The organism is Paenibacillus typhae, from assembly GCF_900099765.1.
Lineage (GTDB): Bacteria > Bacillota > Bacilli > Paenibacillales > Paenibacillaceae > Paenibacillus_AQ > Paenibacillus_AQ typhae.
Genome location: NZ_FNDX01000048.1, coordinates 1 through 26,670 on the forward strand (window position 1 = coordinate 1; position 26,670 = coordinate 26,670).

Annotated in this window: 24 protein-coding genes, 16 tRNA genes and 1 riboswitch; of the genes, 24 read left to right on the top strand and 16 right to left on the bottom strand. The window is 53.8% G+C overall.

The window, feature by feature from the left end; translation table 11 throughout:
* Window position 1 precedes the first annotated feature (1 nt).
* The 17 genes from BLR64_RS25290 (at window position 2) to BLR64_RS25370 (ending at window position 2,190) form a co-directional block, all read left to right on the top strand.
* Window positions 2–77: transfer RNA gene (locus BLR64_RS25290), tRNA-Asn, on the top strand.
* Between the two features lie 3 nt (window positions 78–80).
* Window positions 81–170, top strand: a tRNA-Ser gene (locus tag BLR64_RS25295).
* A 67-nt stretch (window positions 171–237) separates the two neighbouring features.
* Window positions 238–312, top strand: a tRNA-Glu gene (locus BLR64_RS25300).
* A 68-nt stretch (window positions 313–380) separates the two neighbouring features.
* Window positions 381–456, top strand: a tRNA-Val gene (locus BLR64_RS25305).
* Window positions 457–473: 17 nt separating this feature from the next.
* A tRNA-Met gene (locus BLR64_RS25310) sits at window positions 474–547 on the top strand.
* A gap of 8 nt (window positions 548–555) precedes the next feature.
* A tRNA-Asp gene (locus BLR64_RS25315) sits at window positions 556–633 on the top strand.
* A 19-nt stretch (window positions 634–652) separates the two neighbouring features.
* Window positions 653–728, top strand: a tRNA-Phe gene (locus BLR64_RS25320).
* A 20-nt stretch (window positions 729–748) separates the two neighbouring features.
* Window positions 749–824, top strand: a tRNA-Thr gene (locus tag BLR64_RS25325).
* Window positions 825–829: 5 nt separating this feature from the next.
* A tRNA-Tyr gene (locus BLR64_RS25330) sits at window positions 830–915 on the top strand.
* 5 nt (window positions 916–920) lie between these two features.
* Window positions 921–994: transfer RNA gene (locus tag BLR64_RS25335), tRNA-Trp, on the top strand.
* Between the two features lie 25 nt (window positions 995–1,019).
* A tRNA-His gene (locus BLR64_RS25340) sits at window positions 1,020–1,095 on the top strand.
* A 48-nt stretch (window positions 1,096–1,143) separates the two neighbouring features.
* Window positions 1,144–1,216, top strand: a tRNA-His gene (locus BLR64_RS25345).
* A 35-nt stretch (window positions 1,217–1,251) separates the two neighbouring features.
* A tRNA-Gln gene (locus BLR64_RS25350) sits at window positions 1,252–1,326 on the top strand.
* A gap of 5 nt (window positions 1,327–1,331) precedes the next feature.
* Window positions 1,332–1,406 (top strand) — tRNA-Gly (locus BLR64_RS25355).
* A 6-nt stretch (window positions 1,407–1,412) separates the two neighbouring features.
* A tRNA-Cys gene (locus BLR64_RS25360) sits at window positions 1,413–1,486 on the top strand.
* Between the two features lie 19 nt (window positions 1,487–1,505).
* Window positions 1,506–1,584: transfer RNA gene (locus BLR64_RS25365), tRNA-Leu, on the top strand.
* 174 nt (window positions 1,585–1,758) lie between these two features.
* Window positions 1,759–2,190: an L-serine ammonia-lyase, iron-sulfur-dependent, subunit alpha gene (locus BLR64_RS25370; RefSeq protein ID WP_244157849.1), complete on the top strand. Its 432-nt coding sequence runs from the start codon at window positions 1,759–1,761 to the stop codon at window positions 2,188–2,190.
* Between the two features lie 630 nt (window positions 2,191–2,820).
* Here BLR64_RS25370 and BLR64_RS25380 read toward each other — a convergent pair.
* Window positions 2,821–3,741, bottom strand: coding sequence for an aldo/keto reductase (locus tag BLR64_RS25380; RefSeq protein WP_279615490.1), 921 nt, complete (start codon window positions 3,739–3,741; stop codon window positions 2,821–2,823).
* 154 nt (window positions 3,742–3,895) lie between these two features.
* Here BLR64_RS25380 and BLR64_RS25385 point away from each other — a divergent pair, with 154 nt between their 5' ends.
* The 3 genes from BLR64_RS25385 (at window position 3,896) to BLR64_RS25395 (ending at window position 6,755) form a co-directional block, all read left to right on the top strand.
* On the top strand, window positions 3,896–4,276 hold the full coding sequence (locus tag BLR64_RS25385) for a MerR family transcriptional regulator (protein WP_090718884.1): 381 nt from the start codon (window positions 3,896–3,898) through the stop codon (window positions 4,274–4,276).
* Between the two features lie 216 nt (window positions 4,277–4,492).
* Window positions 4,493–4,595: riboswitch (purine riboswitch) on the top strand.
* A gap of 162 nt (window positions 4,596–4,757) precedes the next feature.
* Window positions 4,758–6,173, top strand: a complete 1,416-nt coding sequence (allB, locus tag BLR64_RS25390) for an allantoinase AllB (protein WP_090718886.1) — start codon at window positions 4,758–4,760, stop codon at window positions 6,171–6,173.
* Between the two features lie 21 nt (window positions 6,174–6,194).
* Window positions 6,195–6,755, top strand: coding sequence for a cysteine hydrolase family protein (locus tag BLR64_RS25395; RefSeq protein ID WP_090718888.1), 561 nt, complete (start codon window positions 6,195–6,197; stop codon window positions 6,753–6,755).
* Between the two features lie 87 nt (window positions 6,756–6,842).
* Here BLR64_RS25395 and BLR64_RS25400 read toward each other — a convergent pair whose 3' ends face one another.
* The gene (locus BLR64_RS25400; protein ID WP_090718890.1) at window positions 6,843–7,724 is read right to left on the bottom strand and encodes a helix-turn-helix transcriptional regulator; all 882 of its coding nucleotides are present in this window, start codon (window positions 7,722–7,724) and stop codon (window positions 6,843–6,845) included.
* 162 nt (window positions 7,725–7,886) lie between these two features.
* Here BLR64_RS25400 and BLR64_RS25405 point away from each other — a divergent pair, with 162 nt between their 5' ends.
* From BLR64_RS25405 to BLR64_RS25420, 4 genes are all read left to right on the top strand, one after another.
* Window positions 7,887–9,284, top strand: a complete 1,398-nt coding sequence (locus BLR64_RS25405) for an MATE family efflux transporter (RefSeq protein ID WP_244157850.1) — start codon at window positions 7,887–7,889, stop codon at window positions 9,282–9,284.
* Window positions 9,285–9,663: 379 nt separating this feature from the next.
* Complete coding sequence (locus tag BLR64_RS25410; protein WP_241781795.1) at window positions 9,664–10,530, top strand: ABC transporter permease; 867 nt, start codon at window positions 9,664–9,666, stop codon at window positions 10,528–10,530.
* 15 nt (window positions 10,531–10,545) lie between these two features.
* Window positions 10,546–11,439, top strand: coding sequence for a carbohydrate ABC transporter permease (locus BLR64_RS25415; protein ID WP_090718894.1), 894 nt, complete (start codon window positions 10,546–10,548; stop codon window positions 11,437–11,439).
* 102 nt (window positions 11,440–11,541) lie between these two features.
* Complete coding sequence (locus BLR64_RS25420) at window positions 11,542–13,152, top strand: extracellular solute-binding protein (protein WP_090718896.1); 1,611 nt, start codon at window positions 11,542–11,544, stop codon at window positions 13,150–13,152.
* Window positions 13,153–13,635: 483 nt separating this feature from the next.
* Here the strand turns inward: BLR64_RS25420 and BLR64_RS25425 are convergent, their stop codons facing one another.
* From BLR64_RS25425 to BLR64_RS25490, 14 genes are all read right to left on the bottom strand, one after another.
* Window positions 13,636–14,274, bottom strand: coding sequence for a class I SAM-dependent methyltransferase (locus BLR64_RS25425; protein WP_244157851.1), 639 nt, complete (start codon window positions 14,272–14,274; stop codon window positions 13,636–13,638).
* A 75-nt stretch (window positions 14,275–14,349) separates the two neighbouring features.
* Window positions 14,350–16,581: a helix-turn-helix transcriptional regulator gene (locus BLR64_RS25430; protein WP_090718898.1), complete on the bottom strand. Its 2,232-nt coding sequence runs from the start codon at window positions 16,579–16,581 to the stop codon at window positions 14,350–14,352.
* A 226-nt stretch (window positions 16,582–16,807) separates the two neighbouring features.
* On the bottom strand, window positions 16,808–17,413 hold the full coding sequence (locus BLR64_RS25435; RefSeq protein ID WP_208607232.1) for a DUF1989 domain-containing protein: 606 nt from the start codon (window positions 17,411–17,413) through the stop codon (window positions 16,808–16,810).
* 21 nt (window positions 17,414–17,434) lie between these two features.
* The gene (locus tag BLR64_RS25440) at window positions 17,435–18,118 is read right to left on the bottom strand and encodes a cyclase family protein (RefSeq protein WP_090718900.1); all 684 of its coding nucleotides are present in this window, start codon (window positions 18,116–18,118) and stop codon (window positions 17,435–17,437) included.
* Window positions 18,119–18,230: 112 nt separating this feature from the next.
* On the bottom strand, window positions 18,231–20,045 hold the full coding sequence (locus tag BLR64_RS25445; RefSeq protein WP_090718902.1) for an adenine deaminase: 1,815 nt from the start codon (window positions 20,043–20,045) through the stop codon (window positions 18,231–18,233).
* A gap of 3 nt (window positions 20,046–20,048) precedes the next feature.
* Complete coding sequence (locus BLR64_RS25450; RefSeq protein WP_090718904.1) at window positions 20,049–20,330, bottom strand: EutN/CcmL family microcompartment protein; 282 nt, start codon at window positions 20,328–20,330, stop codon at window positions 20,049–20,051.
* A gap of 33 nt (window positions 20,331–20,363) precedes the next feature.
* Window positions 20,364–21,104, bottom strand: a complete 741-nt coding sequence (locus BLR64_RS25455) for a hypothetical protein (protein WP_090718906.1) — start codon at window positions 21,102–21,104, stop codon at window positions 20,364–20,366.
* Window positions 21,105–21,112: 8 nt separating this feature from the next.
* Window positions 21,113–21,394, bottom strand: coding sequence for a BMC domain-containing protein (locus BLR64_RS25460; protein WP_019908484.1), 282 nt, complete (start codon window positions 21,392–21,394; stop codon window positions 21,113–21,115).
* A 59-nt stretch (window positions 21,395–21,453) separates the two neighbouring features.
* A complete protein-coding gene (locus BLR64_RS31150; RefSeq protein WP_090718908.1) occupies window positions 21,454–21,957 on the bottom strand; it encodes a BMC domain-containing protein in 504 nt (167 codons plus the stop codon).
* Window positions 21,958–22,005: 48 nt separating this feature from the next.
* On the bottom strand, window positions 22,006–23,127 hold the full coding sequence (locus BLR64_RS25470; protein WP_090718910.1) for a hypothetical protein: 1,122 nt from the start codon (window positions 23,125–23,127) through the stop codon (window positions 22,006–22,008).
* 40 nt (window positions 23,128–23,167) lie between these two features.
* Window positions 23,168–23,434, bottom strand: coding sequence for a BMC domain-containing protein (locus BLR64_RS25475; protein WP_068725654.1), 267 nt, complete (start codon window positions 23,432–23,434; stop codon window positions 23,168–23,170).
* A 654-nt stretch (window positions 23,435–24,088) separates the two neighbouring features.
* Window positions 24,089–25,432 carry a UbiD family decarboxylase gene (locus tag BLR64_RS25480; RefSeq protein WP_090718912.1) on the bottom strand — a complete coding sequence of 448 codons (1,344 nt, stop codon included), beginning with the start codon at window positions 25,430–25,432 and terminating at the stop codon, window positions 24,089–24,091.
* Window positions 25,432–25,986, bottom strand: coding sequence for a UbiX family flavin prenyltransferase (locus BLR64_RS25485; protein ID WP_208607233.1), 555 nt, complete (start codon window positions 25,984–25,986; stop codon window positions 25,432–25,434). Before BLR64_RS25485 ends, BLR64_RS25480 begins: the two co-directional genes overlap by 1 nt.
* Before the next feature lie 251 nt (window positions 25,987–26,237).
* A complete protein-coding gene (locus BLR64_RS25490) occupies window positions 26,238–26,603 on the bottom strand; it encodes a Na-translocating system protein MpsC family protein (RefSeq protein WP_090718914.1) in 366 nt (121 codons plus the stop codon).
* Window positions 26,604–26,670: the final 67 nt, after the last annotated feature.

Below are 26,670 nucleotides of genomic sequence, written 5' to 3' on the forward strand. Positions count from 1 at the left end.
TTCCCTGATAGCTCAGTTGGTAGAGCACTCGACTGTTAATCGAGTTGTCACAGGTTCGAGTCCTGTTCGGGGAGCCATCTGGAGAGGTGTCCGAGTTTGGCCGAAGGAGCACGATTGGAAATCGTGTAGGCGCCACAAGCGTCTCGAGGGTTCGAATCCCTCTCTCTCCGTAGCTTTACTTCCCTGTATAGGGATGAGAACCCTCAGTGGTTCGTAGAATAGCACTGATAGTAGCATGGCCCGTTGGTCAAGGGGTTAAGACACCTCCCTTTCACGGAGGTAACAGGGGTTCGAATCCCCTACGGGTCACCATTATTCCTTAAATAAAGCTTGACTTTATCAGAGGAAAATGATATGATATAAAAGTTGCTGGTTTTGATGGAGGCTTAGCTCAGCTGGGAGAGCATCTGCCTTACAAGCAGAGGGTCGGGGGTTCGATCCCCTCAGCCTCCACCATATATACTTTTTACTGACGCGGGGTGGAGCAGCCCGGTAGCTCGTCGGGCTCATAACCCGAAGGCCGCAGGTTCAAATCCTGCCCCCGCAATTGATTTTGGAACCGTGGTGTAGTTGGCCTAACATGCCTGCCTGTCACGCAGGAGATCGCGGGTTCGAATCCCGTCGGTTCCGCCATTAGTATTACAATTTTCTTGGCTCGGTAGCTCAGTCGGTAGAGCAAAGGACTGAAAATCCTTGTGTCGGGGGTTCGATTCCCTCCCGCGCCACCATGATTATTACAATAGAATATGCCGGTGTAGCTCAATTGGTAGAGCAACTGACTTGTAATCAGTAGGTTGGGGGTTCAAGTCCTCTCGCCGGCACCATCTGTGGAGGCTTAGCGAAGTGGCCAAACGCATCAGACTGTAAATCTGCTCACGTACGTGTTCGGTGGTTCGAATCCATCAGCCTCCACCATCTTTAGGGGCATAGTTTAAAGGTAGAACAACGGTCTCCAAAACCGTTGGTGTGGGTTCAATTCCTGCTGCCCCTGCCAATGAAATACTTTAAAGCTTAATATGGCGGCCGTGGCGAAGGGGTTAACGCACCGGATTGTGGTTCCGGCATTCGTGGGTTCGAGACCCATCGGCCGCCCCATTACTTTACAAGTATTCACTTAACTCAATGTAATATCAGTTTAATATGGCGGCTGTGGCGAAGGGGTTAACGCACCGGATTGTGGTTCCGGCATTCGTGGGTTCGAGACCCATCAGCCGCCCCTTTTATTACTTCAAATGAATGTAAAATGAATATTGGGGATTAGCCAAGCGGTAAGGCAACGGACTTTGACTCCGTCATGCATAGGTTCAAATCCTATATCCCCAGCCATTTAAGCGGACGTGGCTCAGCGGTAGAGCATCGCCTTGCCAAGGCGAGGGTCGCGGGTTCGATTCCCGTCGTCCGCTCCATTTTATGGCGCCATAGCCAAGTGGTAAGGCAAAGCTCTGCAAAAGCTTTATCCCCAGTTCGAGTCTGGGTGGCGCCTCCATTGATTTTTAAATGAATACGCCGGCGTGGCGGAATGGCAGACGCGCTCGACTCAAAATCGAGTGGGAAACCGTGGAGGTTCGAGTCCTCTCGCCGGTATTACAAAAAGGGTTCATGAATTGTACACAGTACAGTTCATGAACCCTTTTTATATTTTGATCGTTTGACTCATCGTGTGAGCCGTAGAGACCTTTGATGAAAATTTAAGATAAGCTACCTATAAAGGCGTACTTTTCCAGCTTAATGATCTTATCCGCTCGATTTAGTGGAGATATGATCGGTAAAAAAACATACTGCAGGGCGGGGCGGGAGGAGACGCAAGGGCCCGATGTTTACCCGGAGAACAGCTTTGCAGAGATCAGTACCTTTTGTAAAGCAAATCATATTCGGCTAAGCGATTACGTCGAGCAGCGTGAAGGCAAACAGATCTGGGAATTCCTCCAAGGAATCTGGGAAGCGATGAAGTATTCGATCGACGAAGGGCTGTCCGTCACAGGTATTCTGGAAAGCGGTCTTAACGTCGAACGAAAGGCAAAATATCTCTATCATCAAGGGCATGTGGGTGAGAGCCCGGAGACAAGGGAGAACCGGATCGTCAGCGCATACGCTTTTGCCGTCAACGAACAAAATGCCGCCGCCGGCACAGTCGTAACAGCTCCGACCTGCGGGGGGGAGAACACTGTTTTATCATCTTGTTTTAGATGATCTGTTTATAGGTGTTCCAGCTTACAGCAAGATGTCCGATGGCAAAGACTACGGCAGCTGCAGCAAAGAGAAGAGACTCTATCCATAATGCAAGCAGACTGAAATAGAGAACCGGGAATATGGCCATTGGTAAATGAAGCGGGCCCAGCGGTTTAAATAACATGCTGAATAGTCGGCCGGAACGGTAGTAGCGTACCCAGCACATATAATAAAAGATTAAGCAGATTAACATTAACCAGCTTAAAGAGGTTACGGGCTGAACAGCAATTCTCTGTCCAAACAGGATGGGCAAAGTGAAGCAGGTAATCTGACCGGCCCGTTCCAATATAGTAAAGACTACAGGCGGAGCAGTGATTGATGACGGGACATCACGCGGAGCAAACAAGATGAACAGCAGATTCGGAAGCAAAATTAAAAGTGGCAGGATAAACCCTATGTAGTGTAACCCCATTATCAGGCTCCGTTCTCCTATTGAATAATGAGTTAAAAATAGCGCAACGAGCCGCAGGCTGTCAAAGCATTCTGTCACTGCTGTTAAAATGGAACAAAGCAAAGAGTACTCTACCTGCCATCGGGGCTGGTAAGAGTACTCTATTTTTTTGGGTGGTGCTAAAGGGGCTTGTCCCCTGCTTAAGGCAGCTTGTTGCCGGCGGCACGGTAGATTTCGTACCATTCCTGACGGGTCAGGGTAATGTCTGAGGCTTTGGCAATATCGAGCAGGCGCTGTGTGTTGGTTGTTCCGACAATCGGCTGCATGCTGGCAGGATGTCTTAACAGCCAGGCGATGGCGATTGCGGTGTCAGCGACTTCTTTTTCAGCTGCCAGACGGCCGATTACTTCATTCAGCTCAGGGAATTTGTCATTACCCAGGAATACGCCCTCAAAGAAACCATACTGGAACGGGGACCAAGGCTGGATTGTCATGTCGTGCAGACGGCTATACTCCAGAATGCCCCCATCATGCACTACAGAAGCAGAGTTGGTCATGTTCACATTGAAGCCGGCATCAATCATTCCAGACACCATGATGCTAAGCTGCAGCTGGTTGAAGAGCAGGGGCTGTTTTACATTCTTCTTGAGCAGCTCAATTTGCAGCGGGTTCAGGTTGCTGACGCCGAAGTGCTTGACCATGCCTTTTTGCTCCAGGTAATCAAAGGCTTCAGCGACCTCCTCAGGCTCCATCAGGGTATCCGGGCGGTGCAGCAGCAGAACATCTACATAATCGGTCTTCAGGCGCTTCAGGCTATTCTCAACCGACTGCACAATATGCTCCTTGGAAAAGTCGAAGAACCCCTGACGGATTCCGCATTTGGTCTGGACCATTAGCTGTTCACGCATTCCGGGGCTGGCCGCCAGTACATCTCCAAACACCTCTTCAGCTTTACCGCCGGCATAAATATCGGCATGGTCAAAAAAGTCGATTCCCGCTTCAACTGCACTGTGAATATGGACATCCGCTTCCTGCGGGGAAAGCTCGGCAATCCGCATGCACCCGAGCGAAATTTGTGCTACCTCAAGCTGGCTGCTGCCTGCTTTGATTTTTTTTACCACTGTACATTCACTCCTCATTTGTAAGGTTTCTGCTTTAGTGTAGACCTTAGAGTTAAGTGTAAGTCAAACAGATTTTTGAAGCGCTTTTAATTGCAGAGAAATGGTGTTACTTTAGAGATGGGCCGTAGCCATACGGCAGAAGGGAGCTGCAATCATGGGATACAGCATAAAGACAATAGCACAAAAAAGCGGACTGAGCCAATATACGCTGCGTTATTACGAAAGAGAGGGTGTACTGCCTGAGGTATCCCGGGACGAAAACGGAAACCGTTGCTTCCATGATGAGGATCTGGAGCTGATTTCGCTGATCTGCTGTCTGAAGGACACCGGAATGCCGATTGCCGACATTAAACAGTTCATCTCGCTCTCCAAGGAAGGGCATAGCTCACTCCCCGAACAGCGCAGACTGCTGCAGGAGCACAAAGTGCACATTGATGAGAAGATCAAATTTTTTCAGACCTTTGCGGAGAAGGTAGAGCATAAGATTGCTTATTTTGCTTCGCTGGAGGAGCAGGCAAAGGCAGAAAACAATTAATTCCAGAACGTGATGAATGTCGCTGATATGCTTGGAAATATACCGGGAAAAGCTTGATTTGTTAGGTAATATAACATATAAATTGGCTTTTTAATGACGAACAGCTTAAGTGTCTTGACGATAACATCTCTGATGATATGATTAGGGTAATTGGGAAAGGAAATTCAAGGTTGTTACGTTACTAAACATAACATACACTTGGATAACTTTCTTGGATGTACTAACAGAATAAGCTCTTGTATAAGCTCATTAATCGGTTTGAGCGTTTCGACCAGGCGACCGTAAATTGCCCCAGGCTACAAGAGGTGCAGGATTAAGATTTACTGTTCTGTGTCAGGCAATTATGCCCGGCGCATGTATGGTGTCTGCCTTGTACCTTTTGTGACCTGGGGTTTATTTGTTGTGCGCAGATTCTAAAGAGCCGTGATGTTAGTACAGTCTAACGGATTACCCTATAAACTTGAAGAAGAGGTGCGTATTCATGAGTTATGATCTGATCATTAAAAATGCCAACATTCCGCAAGGCGACAGACAGGTGCTGACAGACATTCTGGTGAACAATGGTGTGATCGTGGGCTTTGCCAAGGATATTGACGCTGAAGCGGCTGAGACCATTGATGCCGGGGGCAAGCTGGTGCTGCCGGGCGTTATCGATTCGCATACGCATTTTAATGATCCGGGGTTTACGCACCGTGAGGACTTTGTGACCGGAACATCCAGTGCCGCAGCCGGCGGGGTAACGATGATTGTCGATATGCCTTGCTGCAGCGTACCGTCAGTCCGTTCTGCCGACAACCTGTTCAACAAGCTGAATGCGCTGGAAGGCAAAGGAATTGTTGATTACGCGATGTGGGGCGGTATTACCGGGGAAGACGTACGCAACAACGTGCTGCCGGAGATCATCAGTGAGCAGGTAGCTAATGGGGTGGTTGCCTTCAAAGTATATATGACACCATCAGTGCCGAGTTATCCGCGTGTGACCGATCCGGAGATGCTGGAGGCTTTTGCCGCTGTATCGCCTACAGGGCTGCCGATCGGCATTCATGCCGAGAACTTTGCCATCTGCGATTATTTCACTAACAAGCTGAAGGGTGAAGGACGTCTGGACTACCCGGCCTGGGCAGAAGCACGTATGGCACTCGCGGAAAAAGCGGCGATCCAGCTCGGTATCAGCTTCGCTGAAGAGACAGGTGCGCGGCTGCATATCGTGCATATGAGCACAGGAGCAGGCAATGAGCTGATTCGTGAAGCCAAGCTGAAGGGAACCAAGGTGACTGCGGAATCCTGTCCGCACTACCTGACGCTGAATGCTGTGGACGCAATGACCGAGTTCGGTACGTTCGCCAAGATAGCACCGCCGCTGCGTACGGCAAAAGATAATGAGGTGCTGTGGCAGGGGCTGGCGGATGGAACGATCGATTTTATGGCTACAGATCATGCCCCATATGAAATTGCTACAGAGAAGGATGCGCCGGGAATGGATGTCTGGACTTCTTTTCCGGGAATTCCGGGTGTAGAAACACTGGTGCCGATTATGATCAGCGAAGGGTATAACAAAGGCAGACTGAGCCTGTCCCGGCTGGTAGAGCTGCTGTGCACGAATCCGGCAGTCCACTACGGCCTGTATCCGAAAAAAGGAGCGCTGGAGATCGGTACGGATGCTGACTTCACCATTGTGGATCTGGAGAAAGAATGGACGCTGGATAAGGACCAGATGCACTGCAAGCCGAAATATACACCGTTCCACGGCATGAAGCTCAAAGGCAAGGTGGATAAAACCATCGTCCGCGGCACACTCGTATATGACGAGGCACTGGGTGTTGTCGGCAAACCGGGCCATGGTGAATATGTAAAACGCCAGACGATCAGCGAGCTTCCGCGTTTATTGAAATACTAAACCGAAAGGAAAGTGATCAGAATGGGAAAACATGCAATAGTAATCATAGATATGTTAAATGATTTTATTCATCCGGATGGAGCGCTGACTTGCCCGAATGGTGCAGGGATCGTGCCCGCACTGCAGGATCTGATAGCGTTTAGCCATGAAAATGAGATTCAGGTGATCTTCGTACAGGAAGCGCACCGCAAAAATGATGCCGACTTCCGCGTCCGGCCGGTTCACGCCATCAAAGGCAGCTGGGGATCGGATTTCATCGCCGAGCTTACGCCGGATGAGTCAAAGGGCGATTATGTGGTGCAAAAGAGACGCCACAGCGCGTTCAGCTACACGGATATGGACTTGTTCCTGCGGGAAGAGGGCATCGATACGGTAGCTGTTACCGGTGTATGGACCAATGTCTGTGTCCGCTCGACGGCTTCTGATGCCATGTACCACACGTACAAGGTAGTGTGCATCAGCGACTGCTGCGCCTCCAAGGATGAGGAGATGCATCAGTCAGGATTGCGCGACATCGGGATTTTTGGCGAAGTGGTAACGCTGGAGCAGTATAAAGAGAAGTACGCAGTGGTAAAAGGCTAAACATAGAACAGTGATGAAGCTGAGCTGTTAAAGACAGCCCCTGCATCTCCCGGAGTGCCTCCGGTGATGCAGGGGCTGTCTTGCGGTTCAAGAGAACCGCTGCCGGTACTGGCGCGGCGAAATGCCCTCCAGCTTCATGAAGCTGGAGCTGAAATAAGGCGCCTGATTGAAGCCGACCTCCTCGGCGATCCGGGCGATCGGGAAGCTGGTCTGCATCAGCAGCAGCTTGCTCTGCTCGATCCGGTAGCGGAGCAGGTATTCCATCGGCGAGCAGCCGTACTCCCGGTTCATGCAGCGGGCGATGTAGACCGGATGGAAGTTGAGGCAGTCGCCCAGCATGCCGGTGGTAATCTCCTCGCGGTAATGGGCGCGGAGGAAGGAGGCCGCCTGCTCCGCACAGGCGGTCGATTGGGAAGCGGGCCGTTCGCGGTGTACGGAGGCGGAGAGCTGCATCAGCACCTCCTGGAACAGCATCTGCTGCTTGAAGCGGATTGCATCCAGGTGGGCGTTAACCTTGAGGAGCTCGAGCTGGGCTAGCAGCTCCTCCATCCTGGCCGGCTGCAGCAGCGTCATATACTGCGACAGCCGGAAGCTGAAGGTGCGGGCATTATACAAGCTGGAATGGCCAGATTCCTCCGTGGTGTCCCGTTCACGGGGAGCTTCAGCATGACAGCTTGCAGAACACCACGGACCCGGGGTCTGAAAATGAAGCCAGTAGTGGGAGCCCTCCTCCCGGCAATCTGCGGTACCGTAGTGGTGGCAGTCCGGGCGGAGAATCAGCGCTTCTCCTGCCCGGACTTCATAGGTTCGGTCCTCTTCGCCGACATAGAGGCAGCCTTCCCGGACCACCAGCAGGTCGAACACCTCAATGTTATGGCGGTTCACATGGCGGAAACCCTGCGAATAATTCATAAGTCCGCTATTAATGTAATGGGGCAGCGGTGGGCTGTAAAATTGGAGCAGACTCATGGTGTCCTCCTGCAGATCAGGTTTAGAAATTGAAAGTTTAGGTTGGGAATTTGCTACATTTCCCCGAGTATATCACCTATAATTTACTCCTAGCAAGGTAATCTGCAAGCAGTTGCAAGGGTACTATCTAAGAGTGCAGCAGGATGAGGGGGAGTTCATTTAGTGAAACCCAACGTGAAACTGAAGACAGGGAACGTCGGGCTCTGGGTGCTGGCCTGGCCGATTTTTATTGAGATTTTTCTGCAGACACTGCTGGGAACCGTGGATACCATTATGGTCAGCCGCATCTCGGACGATGCGGTCGCGGTCGTCGGCATATCGAACCAGCTGTTCGGGGCGCTGACGACACTGTTCACGACCTTTGCCGGAGGAGCGGGTATCCTGATTGCCCAGCGGCTTGGCTCAGGGCGGCAGGAGGATGCGCGTGTAATTGCAATAATGGGGGTTACAGCAAGTACGGTGCTGGGACTTATCGTCAGCATTATTATGTTTCTGTTCGCCGATCCGATCGGCGGTGCGCTGAATATTTCCGGAGAACTGATCCCTCTTGCCCATGTGTATCTGACTTATGTCGGCGGCGGACTGTTTCTGATCGGACTGACCGCTTCCCTGGGCTCGGCTATCCGAAATACGGGTAATACACGGGGGCCGATGTATACAGGGGTTGCAGTCAATGTGATCCACATTATTCTGAACTATATTTTTATCTTCGGCATGTTCGGACTGCCGCAGATGGGACTGGGCGGAATCGCCATCTCCAATGTAATCAGCAGAGGGCTTGGCGCGATAGTTCTGCTGGTGATGTTCTGCGGCGCCTTTGAGCGCAGAATCCGGCTGCGGGACTTTGCTACCTTCAAGCGGAAGCTGTTCGGGGAAATTGTGAAGATCAGCTGGCCGCTGGGGCTGAATTCGTCAGCCTGGGTAGTCTCACAGCTGGCCATTTACTCTTTTCTGGCTATGCTCGGGGCAAAAGAGCTGGCGGCACGCACCTATCTGAACACGCTGGAATCGTTCTGCTTCACCCTGGGCTATGCGGTAGCGATGGCAGGCCAGATCCGGATAGCGACCTTGTTCGGCGCACGCCAGCTGTCCGAGGTCTACCGCAGCGCCTACCGGACACTGTATATCGGGCTGGCAATTGTCAGTGCCAATGTCGTGCTGCTGTTGGCTTTTGGCAAGACGCTGCTGGGTCTGTTTACGGCCGACGGAGAAATTGTCTCCATCGGTGTGGCATTGCTGGCACTGAACCTGCTGCTGCAGCCCTGTAAAATGCTCAACATGGCCATGGGCAACGCGCTTAACGCCATCGGCGATACCCGCTATACGATGACGATCTCGCTGATCAGCATGACGCTGATCGGGATCGGCGGCTCTTACCTGCTCGGCATAAGCTGGGGCTGGGGGCTGGTTGGTATCTACTGCTGCATGATCGCCGATGAGGCGGCGAGAGGGGTGCTGGTGCTGCGGCGCTGGCGCGGACGGAAGGTGCTGTATGCGGCAGAGTCGCAGGATGGAGAGCGGCAGGCTGTCCAGTGCAAGGCGGCAGAGGTTTCTTTTTAAATAAATAAAACCCTAAATTCACCCCGGTGCTTTCTTCTGCGGAAGAGAGGCCGGGCTTTTTGGCGTGCAGTAATAAGCCTTTATCCTGTGATCCTTCACAAAAGTTGTAAAAGTTCACACGCAGAACCGCAACATAATACAGGAATACCCTGAAGCGCTACTATCCGGGCGGACGGGGCTTTTCTATACTTGGGGCATATACAGGCATAGGAGAGTGAGGGCTTTGAGACAGCGCACACGCAAGACCGGAACACCGCTGGCCATAGAGCTTCCTGTACAGGGAGGCGGTCCGGCAGCTTCACCGCTGGGGGCTGGCACAATAAAGAAGAAAAAGAAGGGATTTCTGCATGAGCTGATCCATAACCGGGTTCTGTTCCTGATGCTGCTCCCGACACTGCTGTTTTTCCTCGTCAATTCGTATTTTCCGATGGTAGGCGTCTATTATGCGTTCACCCAGTTTGACTTCAACTCAGGGCTGTTCGATGCACCGTTCGTCGGCTTCAAAAACTTCGAGTTCTTGTGGAAGTCCGGAACACTGGTGAAGCTTACCCTGAATACGATCGGCTACAATCTGGCTTTTATCCTGCTCGGCAACGTCCTGGCAATTGTCTGTGCAATCCTGCTCAGCGAGCTGCGCGTCAAATGGTTCAAAAAGCTGACCCAGTCGATCATGTTCCTGCCGTACTTTGTATCCTTCGTTATCCTGAGTGTTATCGTATACAACGTATTCAATTATGATAGCGGTTTCCTGAATACGCTGCTGGCCAGGTTCGGTGCGGGTCCGGTCGATGTGTACAATAAGCCGCTGGTGTGGATCTTCCTGATCATTCTTTTTTACCTGTGGAAAAATCTCGGCTACAGCATGGTTATCTACCTCGCAGCCATTACCGGAATCAGTGACGAATACTATGAAGCGGCCAAAATCGACGGTGCGCACATTTTCCAGCGGATCTGGTATATCACGGTACCGATGCTGAAATCGACCTTCGTGGTGCTGCTGCTGTTCTCGCTCGGCAGTATTATGAAGGGGCAGTTTGACCTCTTTTACCAGCTGATCGGCAATAACGGGGTGCTCTACAATACAACGGATATTCTGGACACGTATGTGTTCCGTTCACTTAAGGTGACGTTTGACATCGGGATGGCGACGGCGGCGGGGCTCTACCAATCCCTGTTCGGCTTCATTCTGATCATGACGGTCAACTATATTATCCGCAAAATAAACGATGACTACGCGCTGTTCTAGGAGGGGAGAAGAGGTATGCATATCAAAGACGATCATTATACAAGGCTTCTGCAAGGGCTGGCGTACGCGGTCATTATTATCGGCTCCCTGGCCTGCCTGATTCCGTTCCTGCTGATTATATCCGCCTCCCTGACGGCCAATGAGTCGATCATTAAGGATGGCTATCATCTGATCCCGGCACAGTTTTCGGTCGAGGGCTACAAAACGGTGTTCATCTTCCCGGATGAGGTGCTGCGGGCTTACGGGGTTACGCTGTTTACGACAGTGACGGGGACGCTGCTGGGGCTGTTTTTTATGACGATGGCCGGGTATGTGCTGGCCCGCAAGGATTTTAAATACCGTAATACGTTCTCCTTCTATATCTACTTCACAACGCTGTTTGGCGGGGGGCTGGTGCCCTGGTACATCATGATGACGAAATATCTGCATCTGACGGATTCGTACGGGGCGCTGATTTTTCCGGGGCTGATGACTCCGTTCCTGATTATTCTGATGAAAAACTTCATCCGTTCGGCGGTTCCCGAGGAGCTGTTCGAATCAGCCAAAATCGACGGGGCCGGCGATTTCCGGATCTACTGGCGCATTGTGCTTCAGCTGTCGATGCCCGGTATCGCTACAGTGGGTCTGTTCCTTGCTCTGGCGTACTGGAACGACTGGTTCTCCTCCTCACTGTTCATCAATGATCCGCATAAATATCAGCTGCAGTTCCATCTGTACAATGTCATCAACTCTGCGGCGTTTATCGCCAACATGGGCGCGGGCACCGGGGTCAGCCTGGGCAGTGACCTGCCGACGGAATCCACCAAGATGGCCATGGCCATTGTGGTCACCGGACCGATTCTGTTCCTGTACCCGTTCATCCAGCGGTATTTTGTAAAAGGCTTGACGATCGGGGCTGTAAAAGGTTAGAACCGAATAGTGGAGCACGCTCTTACGGGTGTGCCTGTTGTCCGGCTGACATAAAGGGAAGTTTTGCAAATCAGGAGAACAAAACTTTTAGGAGGGTTCATGATGACAAAGAAAGCAGGCCGAAGATCTCTGGTTACGCTTACAACTGCGGCGCTGGCCTTATCGCTCCTTGCAGGCTGCGGAGGCAACAACAATGGCGGTAACAGTGCAAACGGGGCAAACAGCGGAGAGGGCGGCAATGCGGGTACGCCTGCGGCAACAGAAAGCGCCAGTACAGCGGCCCCGGCAGAGACCGGTATCGATACGTCCAAGAAAGTGGAACTCCAGTTCTACATGCTCGGGGATGCGCCGAAGGATCTGCCGATCATCCAGGACGAAATCAATAAAATGGCGCAAGAGGAGCTGAACGCCACCGTCAAATTCAACTACACCAGCTGGACAGACTGGGATCAGAAGTATAAGCTGCTGCTGTCATCGGGGCAGGCGATTGATTTGATTTTTACAGCCGATTGGACTCAATACCAGTCGTATGCAAAACGCGGTGCCTTTCTGGCAATTGACGATCTTCTGCCTAAGGCTGCCCCTGAGCTGCAAAAGTTCGTCCCGGAATCAATGTGGGAGGATGTAAAGGTAGACGGCAAAATTTACACCGTGCCTGCTACTTATAAGGAGTACGTGACCAACGGTTTTGTGTACCGCGAGGATCTGCGCAAGAAATATAACCTGCCGGTGCCAAAGGATCTGGCCAGCTATGAGGCTTACATGGACGGCATTGTCGCGAACGAGCCCGATCTGATGCCTATGTCCCTGAACAGCGATATCGGCAATAATCTGCATTACATTTATACAGAGCTTAACAAAATGGTCGGCGCGCTCCCTTACGGCATGGGCGTAAAATATGAATCCCCGACCACCGTCTACTCCTACTGGGGCTCGGATGAGCAAAAAGAAGAGCTGAAAACGATGAAGCGCTGGGCGGACAAAGGCTTCATTCCTAAAAACGTGCTGAACATCAAGGATACGATGCAGGACCCGATTACGTCCGGCAAAGCGGCCAGCATGTTCGGGGATAACCCGACCCGCTATAACGATATGAAGATGAAGATCAGCACGACCCATCCCGAGTGGGAGCTGGCGTATTCCCCGTTCGGTCTGACTACCGGTTATGCTACGCCTGTGCATCCGATTCATAACGGTTTTGCGATTCCGAAGAGCAGCAAGAATCCGGAACGCGCGCTGGCCTTCTATGAAAAATTAGTACTCGACAAGCGCTACAACCTGCTGACGCAGTACGGTATTGAGGGCAAGAACTACACCGTTGAAAACGGCTATTACAAGCTGGTCGGAACCAGTACCAGCAACGGCTTCTCCCGCGAAGGAATGAACGGCTGGGCCTGGCGGAATCCGGAGTATATGCTGTTTGACCAGGGCTTCGACGGGGTGAAGGCGATCTTCGATGAGCTGGACAAAATCCAGAAGCCGGACCTGTTCCTTGGCTTTGCGGAAGACTATTCCTCCTACCAGGCGGAAAAAGCGGTGCTGGAGCAGGTTGAGAAGCAGTACCTCTTCCCGCTGCAGGCCGGGCTTGTAGAAGACATCGACAAGGGCCTGGATACCTTCCTGCAGAAGGCCAAACAGGCCGGTCTGGAAAAGATCCAGGCAGAGTGGACGAAGCAGTGGAATGCTTATGTGGCGGAGAAAGGTATTAAATAGTGGAGGATGCCCCGGAGGCCTATGGCTTTTGGGGCTTTTTTTGCCGCCGGGGGGAGTGAGAGCTTGTAGGGGCATTTTGGTGGTTACGCAACTCCAGGGAATGTTTGGACTTCCGGCCGCTGTTATATTTGGATTTCCTGATTTGAACCGCTTGCTGCGGTAGAAATCCAAATATAAAGGCGGACGCTCCCGCTCCTCCAGTTCCAAACTTCCCTTCCGCTGCTCCTCACCTTAATGGTGGATACAAGCTCTCTAAGACCGCAAGGCAGCAAAGCCCGTCAGCCAATAGCCTCCGGGGCAGGAGGAGGGGGTAGCAGGAAAAGCCAGCCTCTGGTTACTTGGAGGCTGACTTGGGGAGAGCTGGTGTGGCTGGGGATGAGGGAGCCTGGTTGGAGGTGGTATGAGATGCGTCAGAAATTGAGCAGAGGAGATAATGTTTGTAAGAGAAGGCGGGCAGCTCAAAGACAAACAGCTAATCTACGATTACTTTTGAGGACTGGCCCAAATCAGGTGTACCATGCCCTGCCAGTGGCTCTCTACCTTGTTGATGGTGAGGCCCGACTCACGGACCAGACCTAAAATGTCACGCGTATGGTGGCAGCCGTAAATCCGGTAGAGCAGGGGATTCAGTGCCCGGAGGGCCAGGGAAAGAGCCGGGTTGGTACTGGTTCCATGCTCCATGAGCAGGATTTGTCCGCCCGGTCTGCACCAGCGGCTGAGGCGCTGCAGAACCGGCAGCGGGCGGACGTAACTGCAAAAGGATAAGGTGGACACGATGGTATCGAACGAATGCTCAGGGAAGCTTAGTTCCTCTATGTCTGAGCAGATAAAGGTGCTGTTAATCCGGTAGCGGGCTGCCGCCTGCCTGGCCTTCTCCAGCATCGCTCCGCTGAAGTCTGCTGCGGTAAGCTGTATGCTGGGAGGATAAAACGGGAAATTCGCACCAGTTCCTACCGCCAGCTCTAGGACTTCGCCCTTGGCGCAGCCTATGAGCTGCCGGCGCCAGCGTGTTTGCTGCGCATCTTCTCTGTGGTTATCGTACCGGACAGCCTGCTTGTCGAAGATCCGGATCAGCTTCTGCTTTTCCACCTGCCAGTCACCCCGTTCCAATGGTCTATCCATTTATTGTGCTGCAGGTTAACTTAAACGGCAATAATGTTCGTTACACTATAGCAGGCTTACGTCCAAGAGCTACCTTTAGGCGTTCTTGGCACGCCGGTAGTCACTCGGGGTCGTGCCGAAGCTGCGCTTGAACATCCGGTGCAGGTAAGAGCTGCTGGTGAAGCCGCAGCGTTCGGCAATGACGGTTACCGGCAGGTCGGTATTCTCCAGCAGGCTGCATACCTCGCGCATCCGTACCTCCAGGATTACATCAACGATGCTGTTCAGGGTCTGCTGCTTGTAGAGACGGCTGATATAGATCGGCGACATATCCAGCTCATCGGCGATCTGATTGAGGCTGAGATTCGGCTCCCGGTAGTTATCCTCAATTTTTTGATTAATCAGGCGGATCAGGTCATGCTGCTTGGCATTTTTTTTCTCGGACAGCTGTTCCCGCATCTCACTGAACAAGGCGGCAAAGGCAGCCTCCAGCTCGGTCACGGTTTCTATGGAATCCAAAGCAGGCAAAGCCGGTGTACCGTCGCATTGTATACGATTACGTTTCTGGACGGTGCTTATGATTTCTTTGATCGTCACACTAAGTCTCGATACGGCCAGCTGCACGGTATGGAAGGGATAGCCCTGCGTGTCACGGATAATGGAGCTGAAATGCTCCATAGCTTCCTCTACTTTGCCGCACATCAGCGCATCGGCGAGGCGCTTTTCTTTATCCGTCGGATAATGGTACGTATGATTCTGAAGCATACTTATGGACTGCGCACTGATTATACACCCGTGTCCATAAAACAGGCGGTGATTGGAGGCGTCTCTCACCTGCTTATAAAGCTGGTGCAGCTGCTGGGCATTCCGGTCGATATGGCTGTAGGTGAGCGTAAGGCTGATTTTCAGATAATCGGAACAGGCTTGCTGAAGCTGGCGCAGGAGCGTCTCAATCAGTCCGGTATCGGTGTATTCACTCGGATCAATGATGTTCAGGAGCACTAGGATGCCGTCATCGTTCATATCCACAGTTTCGACCCGGTAGGTCTGGCCGCAGATTTCCGAGGCGATGTTCATAATCGCAAATTTGTAAGCGAGCAGGTAGGAGGAGCGTTCATCCCTTAATTCCCTGTAATTATCAATCCGCAGCAGAATCAGCCGGTAATCGTCATTAAAAGTGAAATGGATGCCGAGCTGTCTCAGCTTCTCCATTTGCTGAATCGACTGCAGCGGCTTCAGGCCGAGAACGAGATCGCGCATTGTATTTTGCCTGATCGTGAACATGCTGTCCCTTTTTTCAGATTCCAGAATATTCATCTCTTTAACAATCCGGCTGATCGGCAGATACAGCGTTCTGGAGGTAATCCAGGATAAACCGACTCCGCCGACGAGGATCAGGACCGCAATAAGCAAGGTGGCGTTACGAATGCTGTCCGTCTGCCTGGTGATGACGTCATAAGGCGTGATCCGGACATACTGCCAGCTTAAATCATCAGGTGCAGTATAAGAGATCAGTGAGCTGACACCCGCAAAGCTGCCGATAAAATAACCCTCAGTATCCCCCTTGATCCTCTGGTTCACCCAGAGCGTTTCTTCAGGATTCAGCTCCTGCTGCTCCAGACTGTTGCCGGACAAAAAAGCCCCGTTATCAGACAGAATGAAGGTAGCGCTTTCAGAATTCACTGGTGTATTGATCTCTTTGTTGATCCAGGGCGCAGATATGTTGACTATCACTGCCGAATTAATCGCCCGGTCCCAGCCGATGGCATCATAACACAAAAAAGTATACGCCCGGACCAGGTCATTCTCCTTGGCACCGTTGGAGTAGACACGGGGAATCGGTGTGAACGGCTTATATTCCTCGTAATGGTTCATGATATCAAGGATACCCTTATCCACCAGCTCCCGCTCGGTAAACACACCGTTCTGGCCGTGGGAGGAGGCGATATAGAGTCTGGCGCTTTTCGGATTGTATACATAGATAGACTCGATGTAAGGCATGGAGCTTAAATAATTCCCGAGCTCGGACATGGCGGCTGTGATGTCGTAGATGTCGGGCTTGTCGTAGAGAACGATTTTGGAAATGGTGCTGTTGCGGTAGATTTGAAAAGAAAGCGATTGGGCTGCCTCGTTCATGTTCACAACCTCTTTGCTGGTCTGGGTTAGATTGCTGAGGTCGGAACGGAAGGCCTGGGTCTTTTCGACGCCGATGTAATAGTTGTAATAAATAATGGTGGAGGCAAGGAAGGTTAAGGATACGCAAAGCGTCATGCTGACCAATATCCGGCTGTACAACGCTCTCCGGTTGCCGAGCTTGTTCAGTCTCATTGTCATCCCCCTGAATTCATTCTGTGTGCCGGCAGTTATACCTGCGTCTGTATTGTTCACAGTATAAGTATAAGCTTCACACGGTGAACAGAACAGTGCAGCAAGCTGACAACAATGCACAAACCGGAATTCCGGGGGAGTGAACAAATGTGATATTCCTGTACAAAAGCGACTATATAAGCTGAACTTAAGGATGAAGTCCGGATGGTGCTTAAGTGAACTCTATTTATACCGTAATCTGCATCAGCAGCGGCGTAACCTTGAATCCGTTGACCGGAGCCAGATCCTGCGAACAGGAGGAGAGGGCGACAATTACATCCGTCAGGGCCAGCAGAGCCACATAATCGCCGGGCTTCGAGAGCGGTTCTTCAATCACATAATCCAGGTTCTCGTCCAGCGCGTTGTTCATAAACCAGTTGATCGGATCAGGCAGCTCCCGGTTCCCCAGGCCATACTGCTGCAGTGCCTTCTGGAGGTTATCATGACAGTTCGGATGCTCCTCCAGCCCGAAATCCACTTTATAACGGTAATAATCACACGCCGGGAAAAAGAAATCATGCCGCCCCACCGTATCCCGGGTCAGCTGCATCAGCGGCTGCCGGCGGTTGCTGTACAGGCCGTCGCCGATCTTCAGGCGGATGCTGCTGAGCGAAGCGCGCATATGAACAGGGGAGACATGCTCATCCGGATCAGCGGCATTGTAGCAGACAAAATCACCGACCTGCTTGCCTTCCACGTCGATAATATAGAGCGTCTGGCCTTTGCGGACGAGTGCGCTTCTGCCTTCGTAGGCCGGGACAGGGATTTCTTCAATTAATGTTCTGTTGCTCATCTGATTCACCTGCTTAATCATTTATTCAATGAATACTGCGACAGCCCGGATGGGGGAGCCGGTGCCTTTGCGGATTTTGAGCGGGAGCCCGAAATAGAGGAAGCGCTTCTGCGCGATCAGGTCGAGGTTGCACAGGTTCTCGGTGTTGGTCAGCTTGTATTGTCGGCAGATCAGATGTCCGGCAAAGCTGGTGTCCAGCGGATTATCAATCGAAGGCGCATCTATGCCAATATTGACGACACCCTGCCGGGCCAGCCATTCAGCTGCCTCATAATCCAGTCCGGTGTAGCGGGTGAGCCATTCGTCTGTACCATACGCACGATTATAGTGACCGGTGTAGAGCAGTACGATGTCGCCTTTGTCGAGGTGGAGATAACCTTTGCTTAGGGCGAGCTCCAGATCACGCCGGGTAATATAGGCATCCGGTGAAATATGCGAGAGATCGAGACAGACAGCCGGGCCGTAAAAATACTCCAGCGGCATCTCGTCAATCGTCGCCCCCTGCGGGTCATATTCATAGACGGCGTCGCTGTGTGTCGGTCCATGCTCGTTGATAATCAGGTTATTCGTAGCAAAAGCAAAGCCGAGCTTCTGTATGCTCTCCTCATGGCTCATATTCGGGAAGATCATCGTCTTCTGATGCGGTGGAAACACCGGCATCCCCTGATAGATTTCCTGGGACAGATCAATTACCTGGATTCCCATGGAAGAGGCCTCCTTTTGTTGTTATGGCAAAAGCAATGAGCCTGACCGGCCGGTTCCGGCGGGTAAGCGCTGCTTGAGCAGAGATGGGAACAGCGGAAAGTGCCAGTGCCTGTCAGGCCAGCGGCGGCAATATCGTGAAGGCATCTGCATCGATCAGGCCGATGTCAGTGATTTTCCATGCCGGGCTGGTGACGAGGGAGAGGAAGGAGAGGTGCATGAACGGCACATGCAGTGTACAGCCCAGCTCCTCGCGGGCCAGCCGGTGCAGCTCGGTGATTCGCGCGCTCATTTCTTTGCCGGTCAGCTCGTCGGTCATCAGGCCTCCGATCCGCAGCGGCAGGTCACCGACCACCTTGCCGCCCTCAATCATCGCAATTCCGCCGTCCATGGCAATAACCCGGTTGACGGCTGTTACCATATCGGCGTAATTGGTGCCGGTGACAATGATGTTGTGGGTGTCATGGGCCACACTTTCGGCGATGGCACCCGCCTTAAGCTTCATGCCGCGGACAAAGGTTTTGCCGATTTTGCCGCTGCGGCCGTGCCGCTCGACGACGAGCAGGGGCAGGAGGTCATTTTCGACCGAGGGCTGGACGACACCGTCTATGACTTGGGCGGTGTAGATGCCGGCTCCGGTCAGATTCTGATCCGGGATCACCTCGATAGCGCGGACCCGGACGCTGCCGTGGGCTCCGCCGGAGGAGAGCTGCAGGTCTGTAAGCTTGACCGGCTTCCGCTTGACCGATTTTTTGACGGATTCAGGGTAGATATAGGACGGAATGTCACGGGTCAGCTCACCGTTCTCGGCCAGCTTGACTCCGCCGATATAGACCTGGGCAATGGTCATCTGCGCCAGGTCGCTGATGACGGCGATATCGGCTTTTTTGCCGGGAGCAAGCAGTCCGATATCCTGAAAGCCGAAATGGGTGGCCGGATTAATCGTCACCATCTGGATAGCTTCAACCGGATCGATGCCCACCGCGATTGTCCGGCGGACAATGTCATTCATATGCCCGTATTTCAGCAGGTCCTCAGGGACCATATCGTCGGAGACGAGGATTGCTCGCCGGGAGTCCATTCCTTCCTCGGTTATGGCGCGGATGCATTCAGCCATGTTGCGCTGTGAGGAGCCTTCACGCATGAACACGCTGACCCCGTAGCGCAGCTTCTCCATCATTTCTTCTTTGGTGGTTGTCTCGTGGCAGGAGACATGGCCGCCGCCGCAGATGATATGGGCCGCCAGCTCGGGACCTGACAGACCGGGGGCGTTGCCTTCAATGGTTTTGCCGATGGACTTGGCGTAAGAGACAGAAGCCAGCAGATCATCTATCAGATAAGGCGCGTTGTTATACACCGGATGGACATTGCTGAAGCCCTGCAGCTCACCGATGCCCTGCACGTAATCATCGTTCAGCAGGTCCTGCATATCTTTGGAGGTAATATCTGCGCCTGCTGTTTCCAGACCCGGCACATCGGGAGTAAGACAAGGGACAGTGAACAGGACACGGTTAGGCAGTGTGCGGGCCTCATCGATCATCGCCTTCATGCCGGGCACGCCCAGCACGTTGCCGATTTCATGCGGGTCAGCTACCAGGGTGGTTGTTCCTGTAGGAATGGACAGCTTCGAAAATTCCGTAACCGTCAGCATCGCGCTCTCAAAATGCATGTGGGAATCGATGAAGCCCGGGCTGATAAATTTGCCGCTCACATCCTCGACGACAGTTGCCGGGCCGATCAGCTTATCGGCTGTGCCGACTAGCAGGATACGGTCCCCTTTGACGGCAACATCGCCGGGATAGATTTCACGGGTAATCACATTAATAATATAGCCGCCCTTCAGCACCAGGTCGGCATAAGTGCTGCCGGAGAGAAGTACATCAATCATCCGCCGGCGGTGGATGGCATCTTTTAACTCAGTAGTGATCATCTCTTATACACCTCCTGGCTTGGCGCAATCTATACTGTCCACGATTCCGACAATCGCGGCATCAACCGGGGCATTCGGATACTGTGCTGCTCTTGAGGCAACGCTGCCCACCGCATAAAGGATCGTTTCGCCGATCCCCGCGCCTACTGTATCAACCGCAATGATTGGCTGACCAGCAGGTGTCCGGTCGGGTAGCACTGGCTGAACGATCAGCAGCTTGGCGCCGATGAGATTGTCATCTTTTCTCGTTGCAACAACATGCCCCGTAATGATTCCCAGCTTCATGTGATTGTCACCTCGTATGCTTGATGGTTGAATCTAAAGGATAATCTCAATGCCGTATTGCCTGGCAAGGTCCGCGGCCAGCGGAGTGATTACTGCCGGTGCTGCGGCATGGATGGACGTCCGGCCGAGCTTTACTGCGTCCTGAATGTCCTCAGCGGTCAGTACCTGCTTGTGCAGCCGTGACTGTGCAGAGGTTATCCAATGGTCCACCTGATCCGGCTCAAGCAGTGTGATACCGAAGCCTTCAATAGCTTCCAGCTTGTGCTTCATGGCTGCCTTCAGCCCGGGAGGGGCATGAAGCAGGCCTTGCTCCCCCCAGCGGTAATGGCCCGGCTCGGCCCCCAAAGTCAGTGCCCCGGCAGGCTTGCCGGCACAGATAAACCGGATTATCAGCTCCACGTAAGGATCACCGGCATCCAGCATGGATAAGCGGGATAGCAGAGGAAGCGAGAGAACCGGAATGAACAGAAGATCAGCGGCCTCCGGTGCGAGTGAGTGGAGCGCTGCGGAGGTGGTGATATCGTCGATCCCTGTTTTAGCCGCCAGCTGCCGAGCTGTGTGATTCTTGAGGAGCTGCTCATCTGCTGCAAGCTTCAGCCTCAATCCGGAACGGTTCAGCTGCCGGATGGCGGTATAGCCTTCCTCCATGCCGATGAAGTGGCCGGCCAGCAGAACGAGGACCCGGGGGAAGTCCTTATTCAGCTCATCTTCTCTGGACCGGTAGGCCAGGCTGAGCAGGGTATTGGCCGCAACCGTACTATGCCGGCTGTCCACGGCCTTGATTATTCAATGCCCTTGGACAGAAGGGCACGTTCAACTTCGCTGTGCGGGCGCGGAATAACATGCACCGACACCAGCTCCCCGACACGCTTGGCTGCGGCTGCTCCTGCATCAGTGGCCGCCTTTACTGCACCGACATCTCCCCGGACCATGACGGTTACGAGACCGAAGCCGATTTTTTCGTAGCCGCAAATCTCTACGTTAGCTGCCTTGACCATAGCATCCGCAGCCTCGATTGCGCCTACCAGACCTTTTGTTTCGATCAAGCCGAGTGATTCTCCCATGTGAATAACCTCCGTTAATTTAAATTGAGGGGTAATAAAATCGCAGCTGTTACATTTGGTTAATCCGTTGAGTCAGATGAACTGTCTTCATCCTGTAGATCTGAAGCTTTGTCAGTTCCGGCCGCCTGGTCCGGTTTAGCGGAGCCTGCATCAGACGGCTGCGGAGGTGCGGCAGCGGCCGCAGCAGTTACAGGAGAAGTGGCTGCAGAAGTATCCATAACAGATGCAGTGGAAGTGGAGGTGCCGTCAGCAGCCGGGACAGCGGTACCCTCCGGCAGCAGATAGCTGCCCAATATTTTGCCGGTCACATCACTGTGCGCCTTGGCAATGACATGGGCGGATACGACGGTTCCTATCCGCTGCGCCTCCGCTTTGCCGGCTTCAACGGATGAGGTTACGGCAGCAACATCACCGCTGAAATGCAGGGTGACGCCCAGCGAGCCGCCGACTCCGATGACCCTCTCAACTGCTACGAGCTGCACATTCGCTGCTTTGAGTGCGGCATCTGCCGCCGAAACGGCGGTGGTGAAACCCAGCGTCTCGATTAAACCAAGTGCTTGCATACAGGGTGCCTCCTTGTTCTTTGATCCGCTGTGCGGCAGCGGTTAAGCTCAACGGTGCGGAGCGGATAAGCCGGCAAGCCCCGGAGCAGCAGCGGCCATCTGCCCGGCGGTACCGGTGAGGATGCAGTAGCTTCGTTCCGCGCTCAGGCGCAGGCCTGAGCCTGGGTTACGGTGCAGCCACTGCTCCGCGATGCCGATGCTGTTCCAGCGGGAAGAACCGGCTACGACGGCAACGGCTTCCTGCGGTCCGCCGCCAAAGTAGCGGCGCAGCAGCCGGCCGGGCTCCCGGCTGATCCAGACCCGGACGGCAATGCCTGAGCCGTCCTGCATCCGCGCGGTGAGCTGCTTAAGCTTATCAGCGATCACACGGTGATCTGAGCCGAACAGCTTGAGCTCAAAGCCGCCGCCGTCTGTGCTCCAGCTGATATCGGCCTCCAGGCCGGAATCCTGCGGGAGCAGCTCTTCGGCGGCAAACAGCTGGCCGGGGTGGCAGTTCGGCGCGCTGATGACCCCGGCTGCGCTGTAATTCCGGCCCGGGCTGCCAAGCAGGGGCCGGAGCTCATCGCTAATGCGGGGGAACAGCCAGACCTCCATATCCGCCGCAGGGAGGCGGAGCGGTTCGAGCGGGTCCTGCGCTTCTGCCGCGACGGACGGTCGTGCATGGGGACTGCCATGGAGGCCGCTATCCTTCTGCTCCGGCCAGGATAAGGTTCGCTGCAGCAGGGGGGACAGGTAGTGCTCCGCGAATTGTTGTCCCGGTACCGGTGGTGCATCAACCGGTGTATGCACCGGAGGGGCGGGCTTTCCTGCTTGAGCTGCTGCAGCCAGGATAGACCCTGAGGCCGGCAGAGGCCTCTCAGCTCCAGCGGCTTTAGCCATGGCGGCGCCGCCAGGAGGCTGCTGCTGTACACTGCCGATAGCGGCATTTGCATCGGCGGCAATCGAGGCCAGCCGTTTAGCCGCCTGCTCCTTCTGGTAATTGGTCCGTTTAAGCGGGAGCGTCAGCCCCGGCTTGGGACAATTCCCGGGAGTAGAGCAGGTATGCGGGCAGTTATCTTTGCTGCCGGCAGTGCAGGCTACAGCAGAGGCAGCCGGACCTAGCGGAGCTGGTGGCACAGTGCGATTCCGCTTCAGCACCTCGGACACAACATCTTTCATAAAGCTTGACAAGGGTAATCACCTCCCTGATAACTTGAATGCTGACTGCAGGCTAGAGGAGCATTCTGGCGAGATCGGCATGCGGGCGCGGAATGACATTGGAGGATACGAGCTGCCCGCCTGTCTTCGGATAAGCGGCAATGCCGGCATCGACAGCAGCTGTTACTGCTGCTACATCACCTTCGACAATGACGGTAATGAGGCCTGAACCGACCCGCTTGAAGCCGGCCATCCGCACATTGGCGGCTTTGCACATGGCATCCAGCGCTTCCAGCGCCGGGGTCAGACCGCGTGTTTCAATCAAACCGATTGCTTGCATGATCCACCTCCTAAAAAGTTCTACAGACGTTATTTACTCCTGAGTATGAGTTGATGATTTGTCCATTCGGGTGAGGAGGGGGAGCGGTTGAGGCTGTTTGCTAATATTCTCCTGGATCGGTGGGTCCGCAGCATTTAGTTGGATTTCCGCCACTTAATTCTTCTGATTCTCTGCATTTCTAATCATTAGTTGGAAAATCCGCACTTATTTTAGAACGTAAGCCCCTTTGCGGACGAAACCGGCAGAATTAAGTGGCGTTTTTCCAACAAGATTCCTTTTTCCAGGCAGTTGGCCAATAATAGATGGCGATTTTCCACTTAGCTTAATCAGCCGCATAGGTAGAACCATCGTTTTAAAGCAGCTACCCACCAGCTAGCCAACAGCTACTCAGCAGTTATCCAACGCTACTTACCAGCTGTCCAAACGCTAGCCAACAGCTACTCAGCAGTTATCCAACGCTACTCGGCAGTTATCCAACTCTAGCCAACAGCTACTCATCAGCTACCCAAAAGCTACTCAGCAATTATCCGACGCTACTCAGCAGCTATTCAACGTTACCCAACAGCTACTCACCAGGCTATCCAACCTCACCCCAAAAAGCTTTGCCCTGCATAACTCACCCCTGCACCTCCCCAACTCCACACATCCCCTAACCTACACATAATCCGCCAGCCGGATCTCATCCTGGCCCGGGATGTGCGTTCTCCTGTACTGCTCCTTATGCGCGAGCGGGCAGGTGGCGTCGATGCCCATTTTGGCGGATACTCCGCGCAGATTGTGCGAGGGCTCGAGCGGCGAGCCTTTGGCACCCGGCACGATGAACAGGTCGAGATCGGCCTGCACCCGGGTGGCGATGGCCCATTCCACATCCAGCGGATCCAGCAGATTGACATCTTCATCGACCACTACCACATGCTTGAGATCCTTATCCCCGGCAAAAGCGGCCAGCAGCGCTGTCTTGCCGTCACCCTCTTGAACCTTGCGGATCTGGATGACGGCGTGATAGCGTCCGACACCTCCCATTGTGATGTGGACGGCCTTTACACCCGGGACGACCTGGCGGACGGAGCCGAGCAGGGCGACCTCCCGGGCAATAGCCATCGGCAGCTTCTCCTCATAGCTGGCCGGCAGGATCGTCTGCCATATAGGCTGGCTGCGGTGGGTAACGGCCGATATTTCGACCACCGGCTGCTCTGTCCGGGGTCCGTAGTAGCCGCCCAGCTCACCGAACGGCCCCTCCGGCTCGCGGATACCGGGCAGAATCCTGCCCTCAAATACAACCTCGGCTTCGGCCAGCACCTCCAGGTCTACCGTCCGGCAGCGGACGACTTCCAGCGGCTGGCCGAGCAGGGCGGAGGCCACCTCCAGCTTGTCGGTGTGGAACAGATGGGTGCTGATCTGCGAAGCCAGCACAACTGCCGGGACGACCCCGAACATGAACGCCACCTCCAGCGGCTCGCCGCGGGCCTCGAAATCCTTATATTGCTGAAACAGCTCCGGTGAGGAGATCAGGATGCCGGTCCGGTTCCCGTCCAGCAGCTGCATGCGCCGGATGGAGGTGTACCGCTTGCGGCCGTCTTCACCCTTAACGACCATAACGCCGGAGACGTAATAAGCGCCGCTGTCCTCTGCGTGATACGTGCATACCGGAAACAGCTCCTTCAGGCTGATCCGGCTGGTGATCACCTGCTCCTGCACCGGAGCCTGCTGCACCAGCCGGGTCGGCGTAGGCTGGACAATAGCCGCTACCAGCCCGGGCAGCAGCTCCTCCGGGGTCGTATCCATGCTGTCCGCGATCAGCTCCTTGGAGCCCCCGAGGCCGACAGCCATCGGTCCGTTGAAGCCTTTAACCTTCTCGAACAGCAGCGGCTGCTTACCTCGGACAGCCTTCACCACAGCTCCAAGCTCGAAGCGCGGGTCAACCTCACGGCGGATCCGCAGCAGCTGGCCGCCCGGCTCCCAGCGGTCAAGCAATTGCCTGATATTGACGGCAGCCATCAGTTTTCCCCCCATCTTTTCATCAGCTGATGCTCAATGCCGAACGCATCCAGCACTCTGGCATTCATAAAGTTCACCAGCTCCCAGATTTCGGTCGGGTGATTATAGAAGCCGGGGGAGGCGGGTACAATGTCCGCGCCTGCGCGGGCCAGCCTGAGCATATTCTCCAAATGGATCAGATGCAGCGGCGTCTCGCGCGGGACGATAACCAGCCGGCGCCGCTCCTTCAGTACGACGCTGGCGGCCCGGTTCAGCAGGGTATCACCCATGCCGTTCGCGATAGCCCCGAGCGTATTCATCGAACAGGGGATAATGACCATGCCGTCGGTTTTGAAGGACCCGCTGGCTACCGGAGCGAACAGGTCTGTGTTGGATAATACCGTTCCGTACTGTTCCAGCTCCTGCAGCTTAATGCCGCATTCGTACCCGAGTACATTCTCCCCGGCACCGGTGGCGATGATATAGGTTTCCACACCAAGCTGGTGCAGGCTGCGGATCAGGGAGTAACCGTAGATGGAGCCGCTGGCTCCTGTGATAGCCACTATAATTCTCATAAGCGGAATCTCCTTTGACCAAGGACAGGATATGGGGGGCTTGCTTGTGTAAATAACAAAAAGAAGCCGCTGAAATAGAGAGGGGTCTCTAATCAACGGCTTCCTGCAATCTGTAAACAGATATAGGGCTAACCTTAGTTAACATGCGGCGCATCAGGATAAATCGAAATGCAGCCTGACATTCTGTTTATTCATTTGGTTTCAGCTCTTAATAATACCGGCAGCCGTAAATCCGCAAGATAAATCCTGCATCATTGTTCAGCCCCGGTATCGCAGATAACAACGGTACAGGCCCAGGCTGTCTGGGGATCGTAATCCCTGAGTACGCCGGCAACCGGCAGCTCAAGCTCTTCGGCCAGCTTCTTCTGGATGCGCCGTTTGAATTCCTGATGCAGCGCAGCATCCACAGACTGCTTGAGCTCCGGATAATGCTCTTCCAGCGCGCGCAGGGCGGCAACCCGCTGATGCTTCACCAGAAACATGATCATCGTATCGTTGGCAGCCTCCAGACGGAGCTGATTTACCCCGACGCCGTACAGCTCCTTATGGACGTCATTATAACAGCGGGACAGCTTCTTCTTGTATTCATTGGAGGAGAGCAGCAGCGGGACATTCAAGAAAATCACTCTCCTGTAATGATATCTCACGCGAAATAATGCGTTTTAACGGACAAGCTTCATTTTT

Excerpts from the sequence above, each read along its gene's own strand:
- BLR64_RS25370 (WP_244157849.1), top strand. The coding sequence starts at position 1,759 with ATGATCGGTAAAAAAACATACTGCAGGGCGGGGCGGGAGGAGACGCAA.
- BLR64_RS25385 (WP_090718884.1), top strand. The coding sequence starts at position 3,896 with ATGGGATACAGCATAAAGACAATAGCACAAAAAAGCGGACTGAGCCAA.
- allB (WP_090718886.1), top strand. The coding sequence starts at position 4,758 with ATGAGTTATGATCTGATCATTAAAAATGCCAACATTCCGCAAGGCGAC.
- BLR64_RS25395 (WP_090718888.1), top strand. The coding sequence starts at position 6,195 with ATGGGAAAACATGCAATAGTAATCATAGATATGTTAAATGATTTTATT.
- BLR64_RS25400 (WP_090718890.1), bottom strand. The coding sequence starts at position 7,724 with ATGAGTCTGCTCCAATTTTACAGCCCACCGCTGCCCCATTACATTAAT.
- BLR64_RS25410 (WP_241781795.1), top strand. The coding sequence starts at position 9,664 with ATGCTGCTCCCGACACTGCTGTTTTTCCTCGTCAATTCGTATTTTCCG.
- BLR64_RS25415 (WP_090718894.1), top strand. The coding sequence starts at position 10,546 with ATGCATATCAAAGACGATCATTATACAAGGCTTCTGCAAGGGCTGGCG.
- BLR64_RS25420 (WP_090718896.1), top strand. The coding sequence starts at position 11,542 with ATGACAAAGAAAGCAGGCCGAAGATCTCTGGTTACGCTTACAACTGCG.
- BLR64_RS25425 (WP_244157851.1), bottom strand. The coding sequence starts at position 14,274 with ATGGATAGACCATTGGAACGGGGTGACTGGCAGGTGGAAAAGCAGAAG.
- BLR64_RS25430 (WP_090718898.1), bottom strand. The coding sequence starts at position 16,581 with ATGAGACTGAACAAGCTCGGCAACCGGAGAGCGTTGTACAGCCGGATA.
- BLR64_RS25435 (WP_208607232.1), bottom strand. The coding sequence starts at position 17,413 with ATGAGCAACAGAACATTAATTGAAGAAATCCCTGTCCCGGCCTACGAA.
- BLR64_RS25440 (WP_090718900.1), bottom strand. The coding sequence starts at position 18,118 with ATGGGAATCCAGGTAATTGATCTGTCCCAGGAAATCTATCAGGGGATG.
- BLR64_RS25445 (WP_090718902.1), bottom strand. The coding sequence starts at position 20,045 with ATGATCACTACTGAGTTAAAAGATGCCATCCACCGCCGGCGGATGATT.
- BLR64_RS25450 (WP_090718904.1), bottom strand. The coding sequence starts at position 20,330 with ATGAAGCTGGGAATCATTACGGGGCATGTTGTTGCAACGAGAAAAGAT.
- BLR64_RS25460 (WP_019908484.1), bottom strand. The coding sequence starts at position 21,394 with ATGGGAGAATCACTCGGCTTGATCGAAACAAAAGGTCTGGTAGGCGCA.
- BLR64_RS31150 (WP_090718908.1), bottom strand. The coding sequence starts at position 21,957 with ATGCAAGCACTTGGTTTAATCGAGACGCTGGGTTTCACCACCGCCGTT.
- BLR64_RS25475 (WP_068725654.1), bottom strand. The coding sequence starts at position 23,434 with ATGCAAGCAATCGGTTTGATTGAAACACGCGGTCTGACCCCGGCGCTG.
- BLR64_RS25480 (WP_090718912.1), bottom strand. The coding sequence starts at position 25,432 with ATGGCTGCCGTCAATATCAGGCAATTGCTTGACCGCTGGGAGCCGGGC.
- BLR64_RS25485 (WP_208607233.1), bottom strand. The coding sequence starts at position 25,986 with ATGAGAATTATAGTGGCTATCACAGGAGCCAGCGGCTCCATCTACGGT.